The organism is Caballeronia sp. NK8, from assembly GCF_018408855.1.
Classification (GTDB): Bacteria; Pseudomonadota; Gammaproteobacteria; order Burkholderiales; family Burkholderiaceae; genus Caballeronia.
This window is the reverse complement of record NZ_AP024325.1, coordinates 977,673-994,379: the sequence shown is the minus strand read 5'-3', so window position 1 is coordinate 994,379 and position 16,707 is coordinate 977,673. Positions and strand designations below refer to the sequence as shown.

Sequence of the window (16,707 nt, the reverse complement as noted above, 5' to 3'; positions counted from 1 at the left end):
AGCCGGCATCGCAGCAACCATTACGCAATCCACCCCTTGATCGTATCCGCCATCACATTGGTGGAAATGCCGTAACGATCATGCAACGTAGGCAACGCGCCAGCATCGAGGAACGCGTCAGGCAGCGCGATCTGACGATACGTAGGCGTCACGCCCGCAGTCAGCAGCGCGGTCGCCACCGCCTCGCCCAGTCCGCCGATCACCGTATGGTTTTCAGCCACCACCACGAGCCGCCCCGAACGCTTCGCCTCGCGGATGATCGTCTCGGTATCGAGCGGCTTGATGGTCGGCACATGCAACACCGCTACGTCGACGCTATCGGCCTGCAGTGCCTTGGCGGTTTCCAGCGCGCGCATGGTCATGATGCCCGACGAGATGATGAGCACGTCGCGGCCATCGCGCACGAGCTTTGCACGGCCGAGTTCGAACGAATAGTCGTATTCGTCGAGGACGGCGGGCACGTTGCCGCGTAACAGTCGCGCATAGACCGGACCCTTGTGCGCGGCGATCGCGGGCACCATCTGCTCGATATCGAGCGCATCGCACGGATCGATCACGGTCATGTTCGGCATCGCGCGCATCAGCGCGAGGTCTTCCGCCGCCTGGTGACTCGGACCGTAACCTGTTGTCAGCCCCGGCAGCGCAGCGACGATCTTCACATCGAGATTGTCTTCCGCGATTGTCTGATGGATGAAGTCATACGCACGGCGCGTCGCGAACACCGCATAAGTGGTGACGAACGGCTGCGCGCCTTCATGCGCGAAACCCGAGGCCGCGCCCATCAACAATTGCTCGGCCATGCCCATCTGGTAATAACGCTCGGGAAATTCTTTCGCAAGGATATGCAGATCGGTGTATTTGCCGAGATCTGCTGTCATGCCGATGACGTTCGCCTTCGCTCGCGCCAGTTCCACGAGCGCGTGGCCGAACGGCGCGGAGCGCGTGATCTGTCCTTCGCTTGCAATCGACGCGATCATCGCGGATGTTTTCAGACGGGTGCTCATGCTTGTCTCCCTGCTTCGAGTGCCTGGAGCGCCAGTTGCCATTCATGGGCATCGACGCGGATGAAATGGTTTTTCTCGCGCTGTTCGAGGAAGGGCACGCCACAGCCCATCTTCGTATCGCACACGATGATGCGCGGTTTCGCCTCCTTCAGCGTGCGCGCGTTGTCGAATGCCGCCTTCACGGCGTCGATATCATTGCCGTCCACGCGCTGCACATACCAGCCGAAGGCCTCGAGCTTGTCGACGAGCGGCTCGAACGCCATGATCTGCGTCGACGGGCCATCGGCCTGCTGGTTGTTCACATCGACCATCGCGATGAGGTTGTCGAGTTTCCAGTGCGCCGCCGACATCAAGCCTTCCCAGACCGAGCCTTCGTCGAGTTCGCCATCGGAAAAGAGCGTGTAGACGAACGACTTCGAACCCTTGCGCTTCAGACCGAGACCACGGCCCACCGCGATCGTCAGGCCCTGCCCGAGCGAGCCGCCGGACATCTCCATGCCGGGCGTGTAGCTGGCCATGCCGGACATCGGCAGGCGGCTGTCGTCGCTGCCGTAGGTTTCGAGTTCCTCTTGCGGCAGGATGCCCGCTTCGAACAGCGCGGCGTAGAGCGCGATCGCATAGTGACCGTTGGACAGCAGGAAGCGGTCGCGGCCTTCCCATTCGGGGTCTTCGGGCCGATAGTTCATCGCGCCGAAGTACGCGACGGCCAGTACATCGGCGATATCGAGCGCCTGACCGATATATCCCTGGCCTTGCACTTCGCCCATCAGCAGGGCATTGCGGCGGATACGATAGGCACGCTCGGCGAGCGTTACCTCTTCGATGACGGGAGTGCTCATGTGTTGTCTCCTTGATTGAATGTGAAATCAGCGATTGACGGTCTTGGCGGGCACGAAGAACACGAGCACCGCGCCGATGACGACCGCCACCGAGATGAAGATCAGGCCCGCGGTCGATTTGCCCGTGAAGTCATTGAGCCAGCCGACGATCGCCGGCGAGAAGAAGCCCGCGAGATTGGCGAAGCAGTTCACCGCCGCGATGCCCGCCGCCGCCGACATGCCGCCGAGTACCGCCGTGGGCAGTGACCAGAATTGCGACGACGACGCGAGAATCCCTGCCGCCGCGATGCTCACGCAGACGATCGACGCGCCCACGCTGCCGAGCATCGGCAAGGTGGCGAAACCGGCGGCGGACACGAGCATCGGAATGGCGAGATGCAGGCGGCGTTCGCGGCGCTTGTCGGCGCTCGCGCCGATCAGCGGCAGTGCGACGATGGCGCAGAGATACGGAATCGCGGTGAGAATGCCGACCCACAGCGGGTCCGCGACACCGGTCCTGCGGATGATGGTGGGCAGCCAGAACGTCAGGCCATACTGACCGAGCACGACGCAGAAGTAGATCGCGGCCATGAGCCACAGACGACGATCGCCGATGAACGCGCGGATCGACACATGCTTCACGGTGTTCGCGTTGTCCTTCTCGACATTGCGCTTGAGCAAGGCCTTCTCTTCATCCGTGAGCCACTTCGCGCCGGCGATGCCGTTGTCGAGATAGAACAGGATCGCGACGCCGAGGAAGAGCGACGGCAAGGCTTCGAGCATGAACAGCCACTTCCATCCGGCGAGCCCTTGCACGCCCTGGAACGCATGCAGGATGTAACCGGACAGCGGCCCGCCGACGATGCCCGCGAGCGGAATCGCCATGAAGAAGAGCGAGAGTGCTTTCGCGCGCCGCGCGGCGGGGAACCAGTACGTGAGATAGAGAATCACGCCGGGCGCGAAGCCCGCTTCCGCGACGCCGAGCAGAAAGCGCAGCACGTAGAACATCGTCGGCGACTTCACGAACACGAAACACGCGGAGATCACCGCCCACGTCAGCATGATGCGCGCGAGCCAGTTGCGCGCGCCCACTTTATGCAGGATCACGTTACTGGGCACTTCGAACAGGAAGTAGCCGAGAAAGAAGATGCCCGCGCCGATGCCGTAGATGGTTTCGCTGAAACGCAGATCGTTGAGCATCTGCAGCTTGGCGAAGCCGACGTTGACACGGTCGAGATACGCGCCGAGATAGCAAAGCATCAGAAAGGGGATGAGGCGGCGTCCGACCTTGGCGTAGGTCTTTGCTTCGAAGCTGGTTGCGTCATGGGACGACGCGAACTCAGCCGTTGCCGTCGATGCGGCCAGTTTGGATTTCATAGGTGTCTCCAGCCATGTTTGGCGCCCCGGTTTTCCAGGTGCGCTGTTGCGTGTGATCAATGAATCAACATGCCGCCATTTACATCGAGCGTTACGCCGGTGAGATACGCAGAAAGACCGCTCGCAAGAAACAGGCAAGCGTTGGCGATATCCGCGGCATCGCCGAGACGTCCCAGCGGAATGCCCTTGATGACGTCCGCGCGCATCTCCGGCGTGAGCTTGTCGCCGGTGATATCGGTCTGGATCAGGCCCGGCGTGATCGAATTGACGCGGATGCCGTCGCCGCCGAACTCGCGCGCCATCGCCTTGCCGAGTCCGAGCACGCCGGCCTTCGCCGCGCTGTAATGCGGCCCGCCGAAGATGCCGCCACCACGTTGCGCCGACACCGACGACATGCAGACGATGCTCCCGCTCTTTTGTTTTTTCATCTGCGGGATGACGGCTTGCGACATGTACAACGTGCCGCGCAGGTTCACATCGATGACGGCATCGAAATTGGCCGCGCCGATTTCCAACGTCTTGATGGGCTGCGTGATACCCGCGTTGTTGATGAGCACGTCGATGCGCCCGTACTTTTCGATGGCCGCGCTGGCGGCGGCGACGCACGCGGCCTTGTCGGTGACGTCGCAGGCGAGGCCGAGATGGCCTTCACCGAGATCGTTCGCGGCGGCTTGTGCGTCCGCTTCCTTCAGGTCCAGCACGACGATGTGCGCGCCCTGCGCCGCGAGCGCCCTGGCCGTCGCCTTGCCGATACCGCGCGCCGAAGCCGCGCCCGTGACGATCACTACCTGATTCTCGAGCAACATCGTTGTCTCCGTTGGTTGTCTGGTGTAGACGCAGTGTCTTCGTTCTTCACCTGACGATCAACGCAGTTCAGCTCAACTATTGCTGAGAAATTTTCAGGTATGGGCGCGCGGCTCGATTTGCTGATCCATCCACGCGAGAAACTTGGCGACGCGCGGCAATCCGGCATTCTGGCTCGGGTAAACCAGATGATGTGCGCCGACTTCGACTGCGTATTCCCTGCCGAAGACGGGCACGAGCGAGCCGCGCTCCAGATGCACGGACGCGAGCATCGTGCTTTCGAGCGCGATGCCGTGACCGAGCGCCGCCGCTTCGAGCGACATGTACGAGCGATCGAACGAGAAATCGAACGCCTTGCGTTTCGCCGCGACGCCGAACTTGCCGAACCATTGCCGCCATTGCACGAGCGGCGATTCGGAAAAGATCAGCCGGCGTTCCAGCAGATCGTCGGGCGAGGAAACGGGAAAGCGCTCCAGATAAGCGCGCGATGCGAGCGGCGCGATGGTTTCGTGGCGCAAGGTTTTGATTTCGACATCGGTCCAGTGCGCGTAGCCGTGCCGCACGTCGATATCGTAATAGCCCGAGGTGAAGGACACGTCTTCATACGAGCACGCGAGATTCATTTGAATGTCGCCGTTCGCTTCCTGAAATGCGGCGAGGCGCGGCAAGAGCCACATGAGTCCGAAGCTCGGGCTCGAATGAATCCGCAAAATCTCGACGGATGTCTCGCTCGATGCGCGTTCGGTCGCGCGATTCAGTTCGGCGAGCGCGCCGGTGACATCGGAGAGATATTGCGTGCCGGTTGGCGTGAGCACGAGGCCGCGGCCGAGCCGCGTGAACAACGGACGCCCGACGATGCTCTCCAGATTCGCCAGTTGATGACTGACCGCGGAGGGCGTGAGGCCGAGTTCGTCGGCGGCGCGGTTCACGCTCTTGGTCCGCGCGACGCTTTCGAACGCGATGATGGATTTCAGCGGGGGAAGGCGCATGGGTTGTTACTTCCGCTCTTTCGGCACACGCCCCATCAAGAAGAACTCATCGTTGGGCCGCATCGAGATCACGTTTGCCATGCGGTTCGACAAGCCAAAGAACGCCGTGATCGCCGCGATATCCCACGCGTCTTCATCGCTGAAACCGTGCGCGTGGAGCGCGGCGAAGTCCGTCTCGTCCACCGTGCCCGACGCGCGGCACACCTTCAGCGCGAAATCCAGCATGGCTTTCTGACGCGGCGTGATATCCGCCTTGCGATGGTTGACCGCCACCTGATCCGCAACCAGCGGGTTCTTCTCGTAGATCCGCAGGATCGCGCCATGCGCGACGACGCAGTAGAGGCAATCGTTCACCGCGCTCGTCGCGACGACGATCATCTCGCGTTCGCCCTTGCTGAGGCCGCCGTCCTTGAGCATCAGCGCATCGTGATAGGCGAAGAACGCTCGGAACTCATCGGGCCGATGCGCAAGCGTGAGAAACACGTTCGGCACGAAGCCGGCCTTCTCCTGCACTTCGAGAATGCGCGCGCGGATATCGTCGGGCCAGTCTTGCGGGTCGGGAACGGGATAGCGGCTGATCGGCTGTTGCGTCATGACGTCCTCGAAGGCGTTGATCGAACGGCCATTGTAGAGCGAGCCGCTTCAGCGCGTGATCGTCAAGGATGACAAAAGCTTCAGCAGACTGTCCACGTTGACCGGCTTGACGAAGTGATAATCGAAGCCCGCCGACTGCGCGCGCAGCCGGTCTTCGGCCTGACCGTAACCCGTGATCGCGATCAGCAGCGGGGTCGTGTCGCCCTTGCGGCGCATGCGGCGCGCGAGTTCGTAGCCGTCGATATCGGGCAGGCCGATATCGAGCAGCGCCACATCGGGTTGCAAGAGCGGCGCGGCCTCCAGCGCTTCCGCCGACGAATACGCGACGCGTGCGGCATGTCCCTCCGACTCGCACAGCATCGCGAGTGAATCGGCGGCGTCGCGGTTATCGTCGACGACGAGAATGCGCAACGCCGCGCGCGCTTCGCGCAGACTCGTCTCCGAGAGCGCGAGCGCCGAATGCCGCTCGTGATGATGCAGGCGCGGCAGCCGCACGGTGACAGTCGTGCCGAGACCCGGCCCGGGGCTCTGCACGGTGATCGTGCCTTTATGCATCTCGACGAGCTTCTTCACAAGCGACAGCCCGATGCCCAGCCCGCCGTTGGAACGGTCGAGCGTGCGCTCGCCTTGCGCGAAGAGTTCGAACACTTTCGGCAGCAGGTCCGGCGAGATGCCCGTGCCCGTATCGGCGATGACGATCGCTACCCATTCGTCATCCGCCTGCACGCTCACGGTGATGCGGCCTTGCTCGGGCGTGTATTTGCTCGCATTGTTCAGCACGTTCACGAGAATCTGCGAGAGCCGCGTCGGGTCGCCGCAGACCCAGGTGGTCGCGTCGGAGACATCGACCTGAATATTCTGCGCGCGCGACTCGACCATGCCCGCGATCGCTTCCACCGCGTGATACACCGCGGTGCCGACGAGAATCGGTTCGAGCTGCAACGCGATGCGTCCCTGCGTGATGCGCGACACTTCGAGCAGGTCGTCGACGATGCGCGTCATGTGCTCCACCTGCCTGCGCATCAGATCGATGAGTTCATTGAGCCGCGCGTCGCCATCGCGGTCCTTTTGCAACAGCGCGATGGCCGTGCGCAAGGGCGCGAGCGGGTTGCGCAACTCATGCGCGAGCATCGCGAGGAATTCATCCTTGCGGCGTCCCGCTTCACGCAGCATGAGTTCCATGTGCTTGCGCTCGGTGATGTCGATCACACTGCCGATGATGCGCAGCGGCTCGCCGTCCTTGCTGCGCTGGAGCAGGGCGCTGCCCTGCATCCATTGCTCGCCGTGCGGATTGCGCACGCGGAATTCGAAGTGCCCTTCGGGGTTATCGCCCTGCGCGAGGCTGCGTATGTAACGGTCGAGCGTCGCGCTGTCATCGGGATGCACGCGTGCGAGCGCCGCTTCATAACCGAGTGTTTCGGTAACCTGACGTTCTCCGCCGGTTTCGAGCACCAGCGTCCAGGTTGCCAGTTCCAGCGATGCGATGCGGATGTTCGCGGCCTGCATCGCCACGGTGAGGCGCAGGCTGCGTGCTTCGATCGCGGCCTGCGCCTCGTAGCGCGGCGTGACGTCGGTCGTCGTGCCGAACCATTCCTGCAGATTGCCCTTGTCGTCGTAGAGCGGCGCGGCATGCGCCTGCACCATGCGATATACGCCGTCGCGCCGGTACATGCGAAAGGTGAGCGTGCGCGCCGTGCCTTCGCGCAGCGCTTCGAGCCATGCCTGATGGGTGCGCTCGCGGTCATCGGGATGGATATAGTCGAGCCATCCCCAGCCGGACAATATCTCGGGCGACGTGCCCGTGAACTGCTCCCATTCGCCGCCCGAAGGACGAATCTCGCCGTTCGCATCGGCGGACCAGACGAGCGCGCCTGTCGTCTCGACGAGTGCGCGATAGCGTCGTTCCGACAGGCTCAGGCGCTCTTCATCGGCGCGCTGCGTGCTGATGTCGAAGCTCACGCCATAGACGCGCGTGAGCACGCCCTGACGATCGAACTCGGGATGTCCGCGCATGCGCAGCCAGCGTCGGTTTCCCTGTTCGCCTTCGAGCACGAAGTCGAATTCGAACGGGCCGCCGTCGCGCAATGCTTCGGTGAGCTTGCGCTGAAACGGCTCGCGATGCTCCGGCGCGACACGGTCCCACACTTCCGAAAGCAAGACCGCTTCGGTGCCGGGGGGAAAGGAATAGAGCGCGGCGAGCTGCGCCGTCATCCGCACGACGCGCGTCTTCATGTCCCATTCCCACGCGCCCATGCGCGCGCCCGCGAACGCGGCCTGCAGGCGCCGCTCGCTCGCCTCGTACATCGCCCATGCGTGGCGGCACTCGTGGATGTCGATCGCGACGCCGACCGTATCGGAGATCAGGCCTTCCTCGTCGCGGCGCGCCTGCAGATGCAGCGTATGCCAGCGGAACGCGCCGTCCGCGCGCAGCAGGCGCACGTCGACGTTGCGCAGCAGCGTGCCGTCGCGCATTTGACGCAGTGCATCGAGCACGGGCGGGATATCGTCGGGGTGGACAAAAGCTTTCCACGAACGCCCGACGAGTTCGGGAAAGGCGATGCCGAGATAACGGCACGCCCACGGATTCGCATACTGGATCACCCCGTCGCGCGCCGCGCGCCACACGAACGATGGCAGAAAATGAGCAGGATCGTGCATGAGCGGTCTTGCTTCGTGGTTCCGGCGAGACGCGTCGCCGGGCGCGGCATCGAGGCAGCGATAGCTAAGGAATACCATACAACAAAAGCGATCCGGTCCGGTCGCGCGGTGACCGGACGATCACGATTCATCTAATGAATCAGCCCGCTTCGCCGACCTCCTTCGGATCGGGCAGTTTGCCTTGCTTGTCGCGTTGCGGCGGCGCGGGCTCGTCCTTCATCGCGCGCTTTTGTTCATCGGACAGCCGGCGGTCGGCCACATTCGGGTCTTCGGTCGTTTGTTTCGGCGGGGTGGGACGATCTGTTTGCTCGTTCATGAGAGGCTCCTTGTCATCGTCAATGGATGGACGCGAAATCGGCCGCACGCGACGTGCCCGCTCATGAGTCAGGCATAGGCGATGCTGAACTTCCCGTTTTGCGATGCCGGACGATCTTCCTTTCACACCACTTATGCGCGACTCGAAAAAGGGCCTCCTGGTCATATCCATGCTGGCGTACGCGGCGTTCATGCCGCTGCGCGTCGCGGCAGCGTCGATCTCTTCCGCGCCTTATGGCGCGACGCAGCAAGGTCAGGCGGTCGTGCAATACACGCTTTCGAATGCACGCGGTGTAACGATGAACTGCATCACCTATGGCGGCATCGTCACACGGCTCGATGTGCCCGACCGGCGCGGACGTCGCGCGGATATCGTGCTCGGCTTCGGCTCGCTCGGCGACTATGAAAAGTACAACGGCAAGATTCATTTCGGCGGATTGATCGGGCGCTATGCGAACCGCATCGCCGATGGACGGTTCGAGCTCGGCGGACGCACCTGGAAGCTGCCCGTCAACGAGCCGCCGAACACGCTGCATGGCGGACCGCACGGCTTCGACGAAAAGGTCTGGACCGTGGTGAGAACGTTCCAGGGCGCACAGGGCGCGGGCGTGCAGCTTCGCTACGTGAGTCCCGATGGCGAGAACGGCTTTCCCGGCACGCTCACGGTCGATGTCACCTACACGCTCACGGATGAGAACGAATTGCGCATCGACTATCGCGCGAAGACGGACAAGCCGACTGTCGTGAATCTCACGAATCACAGCTACTTCAACCTCGCGGGCGAGAACAGCGGCGGCGTCGAGAGTCAGCTCATCATGATCGCGGGATCGAGCTATACGCCGACGCGGCCCGATTCGATTCCGACGGGAGAGATCGCGAACGTCGAGAACACGCCGCTCGATCTGCGCGCGCTCACGCCGATCGGTGCGCGGCTGCGTTCCTCGCATCAGCAGATGCGCTTTGCGCGCGGCTACGATCACAACTGGAAGCTCAACAAGAACGGCCAGCGCATCGATGAAGCGATCTTCGCGGCGCGCGCCTACGATCCGTCGAGCGGCCGCGTGCTCGATGTCTACACGACGCAACCGGGCCTGCAGTTCTACACGGGCAACGGTCTGGACGGCAGCGCGATCGGCACGTCGGGCACGGCGTATCGCCAGACGGATGGCTTCGCGCTGGAAACCCAGCACTTTCCGGACTCGCCGAATCGTCCGGCGTTCCCGTCGACCGAGCTCAAGCCCGGCGACGAGTATCACGAAGTCACGGTCTGGAAGCTCGGGGTGCGTTGACGTCGCGGTTCAGGTCAGCACGCTCCAGAGCAAGAGCGTCAACACGAGTCCGACCACGGAGACGATCGTCTGGAGTACGGACCATACGGCAACCGTGTGCTTCAGCTTGAGACCGAAGTATTCGCGCACCATCCAGAAGCCCGCGTCGTTGACGTGACAGAAGAACACGGAGCCCGCGCCGATCGCCAGCGCGATCAGCGAACTGTGCGTCGCCGTGAGTCCGCCCACGACCGGCGCGACGATGCCCGCGGTCGTCGTCGTGGCGACGGTCGCGGAGCCTGTCGCCTGCCGCAATGCGACCGCGATCAGCCACGCGAGCAGGATCAGCGGCAAATGCGTGCCGACCGCAATCTTCCCGATGGTCACGCTGATGCCCGCGTTCACGAGCATCTGCTTCAGGCCGCCGCCCGCGCCGATGGTGAGCAGGAGCGCCGCGATCGGCGGCAGGCTCTTGCGCAGGATGCCGCCGACGCGCTCGCGCGCCATGCCGCGCGACCAGCCGAGCATCACGATCGCGAAGAGCACCGTCAAGGCGAGTGCGATGAGCGGCTCACCGACGAAATCGAGCGTGTCGTACAACAGCGTGTCTTTCGCCAGCGCGAGCTTCGCGACAGTGCGGCCGAGCATCATCACGACGGGCAGCAGGATCGTGACAAGCGATATCGCGAAGCCCGGCGTCGCGGCGCCGTCGCCATGCGCGGTGAAGAGCTGGCCCATTTCCTCTGGCTCGTCGATATGCAGGCGCTTCGACAGCCAGATGCCATACAGCGGCCCCGCGAGAATCACCGCGGGCAGCGCGACGATCAGACCGAGACCGAGCGTCAGGCCGAGATCGGCGTGCAGCGCGCTCACTGCGATCAGCGGTCCCGGATGCGGCGGCAGGAGCGCGTGCAGCGTCGTCATGCCGGCGAGCGCGGGAATCGCGATACGCAGGATCGGCTGCTTCGCTCGGCGCGCCATCACGAAGATGATCGGGACCATCATCACGAGGCCCACTTCGAAGAAGAGCGGCAAGCCGACGATGATCGCGACGAACGCCATCATCCAAGGCAGGCGGCGTGGCGTCGAATGATCGAGCAGCGTGGTGACGAGACGATCGGCCGCGCCGGATTCGGCCATCAGCGCGCCGAGCATGGCGCCGAGCGCGATGATGATGCCGACGTCGCCGAGCAGCGCGCCCGCGCCCTTGCTGAACGCCTGCGCGATCGCCTCGAGCGGTTGATGCGCGGCGAAGCCCGCCGCGAACGTGCCCACCAGAATGGACAGAAACGGCGCGAGCTTGAGCACGCTGATGGAAACGATGATGATCGCGAGGCCGAGCGCGCAGGCGATCAGAAGCTGAGTGTCGTGGACGGACCAGGGGGCGAGCGTTGTTGTTGGATTCACAGTGACCTTGGGCTGACGCGCATCGTTCGACATGCCGATGCAATTACGATGAGCTTTCGCGTCCCGCGCATGTGCGGGATGCGAAGCCCCGTCGTAATAGCACTTTTCGAAATGATGGTCAAAATTGGCCGCGTTATTCTCAGATCTTTACTGCGTCACCGGATCATCCACTCATACGCGCGCGCGTAATATACGATCACCTTCAACGTAGCTTTCAAATCGATGGCTTCCGCCTACGAACGAGGATTCGTTTTCATGGATGACGCCACACGCGAATTCGACCGCCTGCGTCCGCGCTTGCAGGGCATCGCGTATCGCATGCTCGGCTCGGTCGCGGAAGCCGAGGACATCGTGCAGGACGTGTGGCTGCGCTGGCATGCTGCGGCGCGCGAAGCCATCGAGAACGCGGAGGCGTGGCTCGTCGCCGTCACGACGCGTCATTCGATCGACCGTCTGCGCGCCGCGAAACTGCAGCGCGAGCACTACGCGGGCATCTGGCTGCCCGAGCCGCAGATCACCGAGCCGCCCGCGACGCCGGAAGAAGTCACCGAGCGCGCGGACGATGTATCCGTCGCGTTTCTGCTGCTGCTCGAACGCCTGACGCCCGAGGCGCGCGCAGCCTTCCTGCTGCGCGAGGTGTTCGACGCGGATTATCCCGAGATCGCGGGGATCATCGGCAAGACGGAGGCCGCGTGCCGTCAACTCGTGAGCCGTGCAAAAGCGCAGTTGCGCGAGGAACGTCCGCGCCGTTCGGTGCCGCGCGAGCTGCATCGGCGCGTGTTGCACGCCTTCGCGCATGCGATCGAACACGGCGATTTCGCCGCGATCCACGCGATGCTCGCGGACGACGCCACGCTCGTCGGCGATGGCGGCGGACGCGTGCAGAGCTTTCCGAAACCGCTCGTCGGCGGGAAGCGCATCGCGCAGCTTTTCTACGCGGCGCACCTGCGCCATGGCGCGGGCGTGCGGCTCGAACTCGTCATGCTCAACGAGCAATGGGCGCTGCTGCGCTTCATCGACGGCAAGCTCGAATCCGCGCAGACGTACGACATCGAAGACGAACGCATCGTGCGCATACAGGTTCAACGCAATCCCGACAAGCTGGAACGCATCGCGGCCCTTCGCGGCGGCGCGTGATGCACTGCAGTTGCGATTGATGCACGCGAGGCAACAGCGTGCGTACGTTCGCGCGTCTACCGGGCGAAGCCGCGCGAATTTACGATGACATCCATGCCGAACGCGAACCAGCGCGAAACATCGGCAGGCATTTTCAACCAGGCATGGAGCCCATCATGACGCAGCGAATCAACTACGTTCAACAATCGCCCGAGCTGTTCAAGAAGTTCTATGAATTCAGCCAGGCGTTGAAGGAGTGCTCGATCGAGCAGACGACCCGCGATCTCGTGACGCTGCGCGCATCGCAGATGAACGGTTGCGGCTTCTGCGTCGACATGCACGTGAAGGAAGCGAAGATTCACGGCGAGCGCGAGTTGCGCACGCACCATGTCGCGATCTGGCGTGAATCGACGCTGTTCTCGCCGCGCGAACGTGCCGCGCTGGCCTGGACCGAAGTGCTGACCCGCTTGCCCGAGCACGGCGTGCCCGACGAACTCTATGGACGGGTGCGCGAGCAGTTCTCGGAGAAGGAACTCTCCGACCTGACCTACGCCATCATGGCGATCAACGGATGGAACCGCGCGAATGTCGCGTTCCAGACGGTGCCGGGCTCGTCCGACAAGGCCTTCGGCCTCGACAAGGCGAATCTGTCGTAACGCGTACGCGCCGTCATTCGATCATGGGAGAACCGATCATGCATAGCATCAAACGCGTGGGGCTGGCGCTCGTCGTCGGATGCGCGGCGTTCGTCGCGAACACCGCGCAGGCAGCGCCCGAGGCGATCGTCAAGGAACTGATGACCAGGCCGCTGCCCGAATATCCGGGCAAGGAAGAGCTGATGATCAGCGTGGAATATCCGCCGGGCGCGGTGGATCCGGTGCATCGTCACGATGCACACGCTTTCCTGTATGTGCTCGAAGGCACGATCATCATGCAGGTCAAGGGCGGCAAGGCCGTGACGCTCAAGCCCGGCGACACGTTTTATGAAGGCCCTGACGATATCCACACGGTGGGCCGCAACGCCAGCAACACGAAGCGCGCGAAGTTCATCGTGCTGCTTCTGAAGGACAAGGGCAGCCCGGTTCTGACGCCGGTGAAATAAAAATCCGGCATGGCGTGTCACAAAGCGCGGCGCGCGAACGTCTAGTGAGACAGAGCCACTACGTTTCTGACCGCCATGCCCCTGGATCTTGCGTTCCATTCCGACAATTCGCTCGCGTACAGCTTCGTGACGAGCTACGCGGGCGTCGTTTCATTTCTGGCCGTCGCCAACGAAGGCAGTTTCGCGAAAGCGAGCGATCGCCTGGGAATCGGCCGTTCCGCCGTCAGCCGCAACGTGCAGAAGCTCGAAGCACAGCTCGACGCGCGTCTCTTTCTTCGCACCACGCGCCGCACGTCACTCACGCGCGAAGGCGAACTCTTCTACAAGAATTGCCAGCCGGGCGTGGAGCGCATCGTGCAGGCGCTCGAAGACATGCGCGAGTTGCGCAACGGGCCGCCGCGCGGGCACTTGCGCATCGCCTCGGCGCCGGGCTTCGGCCGCAAGGTCGTGGCGCCGCTGTTATCCGGCTTCAATGCGCGTTATCCCGACGTCGCGCTGGAATTGCTGCTCAGCGATCGTCCGTGCGATTTCACCGCCGAGCGCGTCGATGTCGCGTTTCGCGACGGCCAGATGGAAGACAGCGAAGTCGTCGCGAAGCAGTTGATTCCGATGCAGAGAGTCGTGTGCGCGTCGCCGCAGTATGTGTGCGCGTATGGATTGCCGCGCCATGTCGATGATCTGGAGAAGCATCGCTGCATCAACTTCCGCACCTCGACGGGACGCATCGCCGACTGGGAGTTCAAGGTCGACGGTCTCGCACACAAGCGCTCGCCCGCCGCGCGGCAGACCTTCAACGACATCGACCTGATGCTCCAGGCGGTGCTCGACGGGCAGGGCATCGCGCAACTGCCCGCGTATCTCGTGTGCGATCCGCTCAAGGCCGGGCGCCTCGTCATGTGTCTCGCGCAACACGCGCCCGACGACGGCGGCCACTATCTTTGCTATCTGAGCCGCAAGCAACTGCCCGCGCGCGTGCGTGTATTCGTCGATTACATGACGGAGCACACGCGTGCACTCGATCTGCATTGCCTGACGACGACCATCACGAACGCGCGTGCGTTGCCGCTCGTGCCCGCCGATTGATGCACTGAAGGCAACACGGCGCTTCCTGTGGCGGCGCTACCGGATGCATGCGCGCACGTCTACGATGCATCGCGTACGACACGTGTTTCGGGCAGTGTCGAAAGGAACCACCATGAAGATCGCAGTGACTGGCGGCAGCGGGCTTATCGGCGGCAAGGTGTCATCGCTTGCATAAGAGACCGTCCATGGCGCCGATCGATCCGCCGCCCGTCAGTCTGCTCGACAAGTATCAAGGGCAGGACGTGCAACCGCTCTACAGGACGACCGTCACCGTCACGGGCGGCGACGCGGGCCATGGCCGCGCCTCGGGCGTGGTCCGCTCCGACGACGGCAACCTCGAGCTGAACTTGCGCATGCCGGAGGCGCTCGGCGGACCAGGCGGCGGCACCAACCCGGAGCAGTTGTTCGCGGCGGGTTGTGCCGCGTGCTTTCATGGCGCGCTGGTGTTGCTGGCGGCGCGCGCGGGCATCGCGGTGGAAGGCGCCAGTGTGGCCGTCACGGTGGAATTCAGCCGCGATCCGATGGATGGCCTCTTCGTGCTCACCGCGCACACGCGCGTTCAAATGCCTGGCGTCGAGCGCACGGTGGCGGAAGAACTCGTGCGCAACACCGAACGTTTCTGCCCCTACACGAAGATGACGCGCAAGGGCATCGTCAATATAGTTGCGCTTGCAAATGATCACGATGCCGCCGATGCGCCGTGACGCGACCGTGTGTCATTCGATCGGCACGCGCGCAGTCTGATCGAGATGATTCGCCTCGGGCGATGCATCGCGCCGGCTCAACGCGCCGAGCGCGAACGCGGCGATGAAGGCGGGAATCGCGAGCAGCGTGAAGACCGCGCCGAACTGCAGGCCCATGCTCATGAGCAGGCCGCCCGTCATCGCGCCGGCGACCGCGCCCATGCGCCCGATGCCGAGCATCCATGCGACGCCCGTGGCGCGGCTGCGCGTCGGATAGAACGACGCTGCGAGCGCCGACATCGACGTGACCGCGCTCGTCACGGCAGTGCCCGTCAGGAAGATCAGCACCGCGAGCCAGAACTGATCGGCCACGCCGCGCCCGATGGTCAGCACGAGGGCAGCCGCCAGCACGTATGCGCAGGCGTTCACGCGTCGCGGATTGGCACGGTCCATCACCCAGCCGAGACACAGGTTGCCGAGAATGCCGCCGAGCGGAAAGAGCGACGTGGTGAGCGCGGCGCGTTCGGCCGAAAAGCCCGCATCCTTGAAGAGCGTGGGCAGCCAGTTCGTCAGCAGATAGAAGATCATCAGGCCCATGAAGTACGCGATCCACAGCATCGACGTGCCATAGCGATAAGGCCGCGAAACGATGAGCCCGAGCGATGACTTGTCGGTACTGCCCGGGCGGGTATCGGCGGCGGTGAACGTGACGGACGAACCTTCGGCAAGACGCGGATCGTCCGAGATGCGTCGCAGAATCCGCGCGATCTTGTGCGCGGGGCGCTGTCGCAAGACCATGAACTGCGCCGATTCGGGAAGCAGCAGGAGCAGCAACGCCGTGAGCACGATCGGGCCGATGCCGCCCGCGACGAGCACGCTCTGCCAGCCGAAATGCGGAATCAGCCAGGCCGCGCACAGGCCGCCCAGCGAGAGACCCACGGAGAAGCCGCAGAACATGGTGTTGACGGCGACCGCGCGACTGCGTGCGGGCGCGTACTCGGACATCAGCGTGACGGCGTTGGGCATCGCGGCGCCGAGACCCAGGCCGGTCAGAAAGCGCCACGCGGTCAACGTTTCGACCGAACTTGCCTGCGCCGATGCCAGACTCCACACGCCGAAGAAGAATACCGACAGCGTGAGCACCGCCTTGCGCCCGATACGATCGGCGACCGGACCCGCCGCGAGCGCGCCGATGCCGAGTCCGACGAGCGCTGCGCTCATCACCGGGCCCAATGCGGCGCGCGTGATGCCCCAGTCGCCGATCAGCGATGGCGCGATAAAACCGACTGCGGCTGTGTCAAAGCCATCGGCCGCGACGACGAGAAAGCACAGGATCAGGATGACCCATTGATACGGCGAGAAGCGCTCGCCGTCGATGAAGCTTTGGACCTCGATGGTCCCGACTCTCTTTTCCATGCCGTATGTCTCCATTCATTCATGTATAAGCAATCGCAGGAATGCGGCCTTCGTCGTGCCGCTATGCCGCGCT

At 63.6% G+C, this 16,707-nt stretch carries 16 protein-coding genes; 6 read left to right on the top strand and 10 right to left on the bottom strand.

The genetic code is table 11. The features are described from left to right. Positions 1-20: 20 nt before the first annotated feature. The 8 genes from NK8_RS29900 to NK8_RS29865 form a co-directional block, all read right to left on the bottom strand. The gene (locus tag NK8_RS29900) at positions 21-1,004 is read right to left on the bottom strand and encodes a transketolase family protein (RefSeq protein ID WP_213231752.1); all 984 of its coding nucleotides are present in this window, start codon (positions 1,002-1,004) and stop codon (positions 21-23) included. Continuing rightward, a complete protein-coding gene (locus tag NK8_RS29895) occupies positions 1,001-1,843 on the bottom strand; it encodes a transketolase (RefSeq protein ID WP_213231750.1) in 843 nt (280 codons plus the stop codon). The genes NK8_RS29900 and NK8_RS29895 overlap by 4 nt, the downstream gene beginning before the upstream one ends. A 27-nt stretch (positions 1,844-1,870) precedes the next feature. After that, positions 1,871-3,199 (bottom strand): MFS transporter, encoded by a 1,329-nt coding sequence (locus NK8_RS29890; RefSeq protein WP_162070758.1) that lies wholly within the window; start codon positions 3,197-3,199, stop codon positions 1,871-1,873. Positions 3,200-3,255: 56 nt separating this feature from the next. Further along, positions 3,256-4,005 carry an SDR family NAD(P)-dependent oxidoreductase gene (locus NK8_RS29885; protein ID WP_213231748.1) on the bottom strand — a complete coding sequence of 250 codons (750 nt, stop codon included), beginning with the start codon at positions 4,003-4,005 and terminating at the stop codon, positions 3,256-3,258. Positions 4,006-4,098: 93 nt separating this feature from the next. After that, complete coding sequence (locus NK8_RS29880; protein WP_213231746.1) at positions 4,099-4,992, bottom strand: LysR substrate-binding domain-containing protein; 894 nt, start codon at positions 4,990-4,992, stop codon at positions 4,099-4,101. Between the two features lie 6 nt (positions 4,993-4,998). After that, entirely contained in the window at positions 4,999-5,586 is a 588-nt protein-coding gene (locus tag NK8_RS29875; protein ID WP_213231744.1) for a peroxidase-related enzyme, read from the bottom strand. Positions 5,587-5,634: 48 nt separating this feature from the next. After that, entirely contained in the window at positions 5,635-8,244 is a 2,610-nt protein-coding gene (locus tag NK8_RS29870) for a PAS domain-containing protein (protein ID WP_213231742.1), read from the bottom strand. Between the two features lie 139 nt (positions 8,245-8,383). After that, positions 8,384-8,560: a hypothetical protein gene (locus NK8_RS29865; RefSeq protein ID WP_174258144.1), complete on the bottom strand. Its 177-nt coding sequence runs from the start codon at positions 8,558-8,560 to the stop codon at positions 8,384-8,386. Between the two features lie 190 nt (positions 8,561-8,750). On the opposite strand from NK8_RS29865, the gene NK8_RS29860 reads away from it, so the two are divergent. Then, complete coding sequence (locus NK8_RS29860; RefSeq protein ID WP_225936524.1) at positions 8,751-9,848, top strand: aldose epimerase family protein; 1,098 nt, start codon at positions 8,751-8,753, stop codon at positions 9,846-9,848. Positions 9,849-9,857: 9 nt separating this feature from the next. Here NK8_RS29860 and NK8_RS29855 read toward each other — a convergent pair whose 3' ends face one another. Beyond that, complete coding sequence (locus NK8_RS29855) at positions 9,858-11,234, bottom strand: gluconate:H+ symporter (RefSeq protein ID WP_213231739.1); 1,377 nt, start codon at positions 11,232-11,234, stop codon at positions 9,858-9,860. Positions 11,235-11,489: 255 nt separating this feature from the next. On the opposite strand from NK8_RS29855, the gene NK8_RS29850 reads away from it, so the two are divergent. The 5 genes from NK8_RS29850 to NK8_RS29830 all read left to right on the top strand — a co-directional run bounded on the left by NK8_RS29850 (position 11,490) and on the right by NK8_RS29830 (position 15,239). After that, the gene (locus NK8_RS29850) at positions 11,490-12,371 is read left to right on the top strand and encodes an RNA polymerase sigma-70 factor (RefSeq protein WP_213231737.1); all 882 of its coding nucleotides are present in this window, start codon (positions 11,490-11,492) and stop codon (positions 12,369-12,371) included. Positions 12,372-12,526: 155 nt separating this feature from the next. Further along, positions 12,527-13,006 (top strand): carboxymuconolactone decarboxylase family protein, encoded by a 480-nt coding sequence (locus NK8_RS29845; RefSeq protein WP_162070766.1) that lies wholly within the window; start codon positions 12,527-12,529, stop codon positions 13,004-13,006. A 38-nt stretch (positions 13,007-13,044) separates the two neighbouring features. Continuing rightward, positions 13,045-13,452, top strand: coding sequence for a cupin domain-containing protein (locus NK8_RS29840; RefSeq protein WP_162070767.1), 408 nt, complete (start codon positions 13,045-13,047; stop codon positions 13,450-13,452). Positions 13,453-13,527: 75 nt separating this feature from the next. Further along, positions 13,528-14,535 carry a LysR family transcriptional regulator gene (locus NK8_RS29835; RefSeq protein ID WP_213231735.1) on the top strand — a complete coding sequence of 336 codons (1,008 nt, stop codon included), beginning with the start codon at positions 13,528-13,530 and terminating at the stop codon, positions 14,533-14,535. Between the two features lie 185 nt (positions 14,536-14,720). Next, a complete protein-coding gene (locus NK8_RS29830) occupies positions 14,721-15,239 on the top strand; it encodes an Ohr family peroxiredoxin (protein ID WP_213231733.1) in 519 nt (172 codons plus the stop codon). Between the two features lie 12 nt (positions 15,240-15,251). Here NK8_RS29830 and NK8_RS29825 read toward each other — a convergent pair whose 3' ends face one another. Continuing rightward, positions 15,252-16,634, bottom strand: coding sequence for an aromatic acid/H+ symport family MFS transporter (locus NK8_RS29825; RefSeq protein WP_213231731.1), 1,383 nt, complete (start codon positions 16,632-16,634; stop codon positions 15,252-15,254). Positions 16,635-16,707: the final 73 nt, after the last annotated feature.

Coding starts and splice junctions, on each gene's coding strand:
- NK8_RS29900 (WP_213231752.1), bottom strand. CDS start 1,004: ATGAGCACCCGTCTGAAAACATCCGCGATGATCGCGTCGATTGCAAGC.
- NK8_RS29895 (WP_213231750.1), bottom strand. CDS start 1,843: ATGAGCACTCCCGTCATCGAAGAGGTAACGCTCGCCGAGCGTGCCTAT.
- NK8_RS29890 (WP_162070758.1), bottom strand. CDS start 3,199: ATGAAATCCAAACTGGCCGCATCGACGGCAACGGCTGAGTTCGCGTCG.
- NK8_RS29885 (WP_213231748.1), bottom strand. CDS start 4,005: ATGTTGCTCGAGAATCAGGTAGTGATCGTCACGGGCGCGGCTTCGGCG.
- NK8_RS29880 (WP_213231746.1), bottom strand. CDS start 4,992: ATGCGCCTTCCCCCGCTGAAATCCATCATCGCGTTCGAAAGCGTCGCG.
- NK8_RS29875 (WP_213231744.1), bottom strand. CDS start 5,586: ATGACGCAACAGCCGATCAGCCGCTATCCCGTTCCCGACCCGCAAGAC.
- NK8_RS29870 (WP_213231742.1), bottom strand. CDS start 8,244: ATGCACGATCCTGCTCATTTTCTGCCATCGTTCGTGTGGCGCGCGGCG.
- NK8_RS29865 (WP_174258144.1), bottom strand. CDS start 8,560: ATGAACGAGCAAACAGATCGTCCCACCCCGCCGAAACAAACGACCGAA.
- NK8_RS29860 (WP_225936524.1), top strand. CDS start 8,751: ATGCCGCTGCGCGTCGCGGCAGCGTCGATCTCTTCCGCGCCTTATGGC.
- NK8_RS29850 (WP_213231737.1), top strand. CDS start 11,490: ATGGATGACGCCACACGCGAATTCGACCGCCTGCGTCCGCGCTTGCAG.
- NK8_RS29845 (WP_162070766.1), top strand. CDS start 12,527: ATGACGCAGCGAATCAACTACGTTCAACAATCGCCCGAGCTGTTCAAG.
- NK8_RS29840 (WP_162070767.1), top strand. CDS start 13,045: ATGCATAGCATCAAACGCGTGGGGCTGGCGCTCGTCGTCGGATGCGCG.
- NK8_RS29835 (WP_213231735.1), top strand. CDS start 13,528: ATGCCCCTGGATCTTGCGTTCCATTCCGACAATTCGCTCGCGTACAGC.
- NK8_RS29830 (WP_213231733.1), top strand. CDS start 14,721: ATGGCGCCGATCGATCCGCCGCCCGTCAGTCTGCTCGACAAGTATCAA.
- NK8_RS29825 (WP_213231731.1), bottom strand. CDS start 16,634: ATGGAAAAGAGAGTCGGGACCATCGAGGTCCAAAGCTTCATCGACGGC.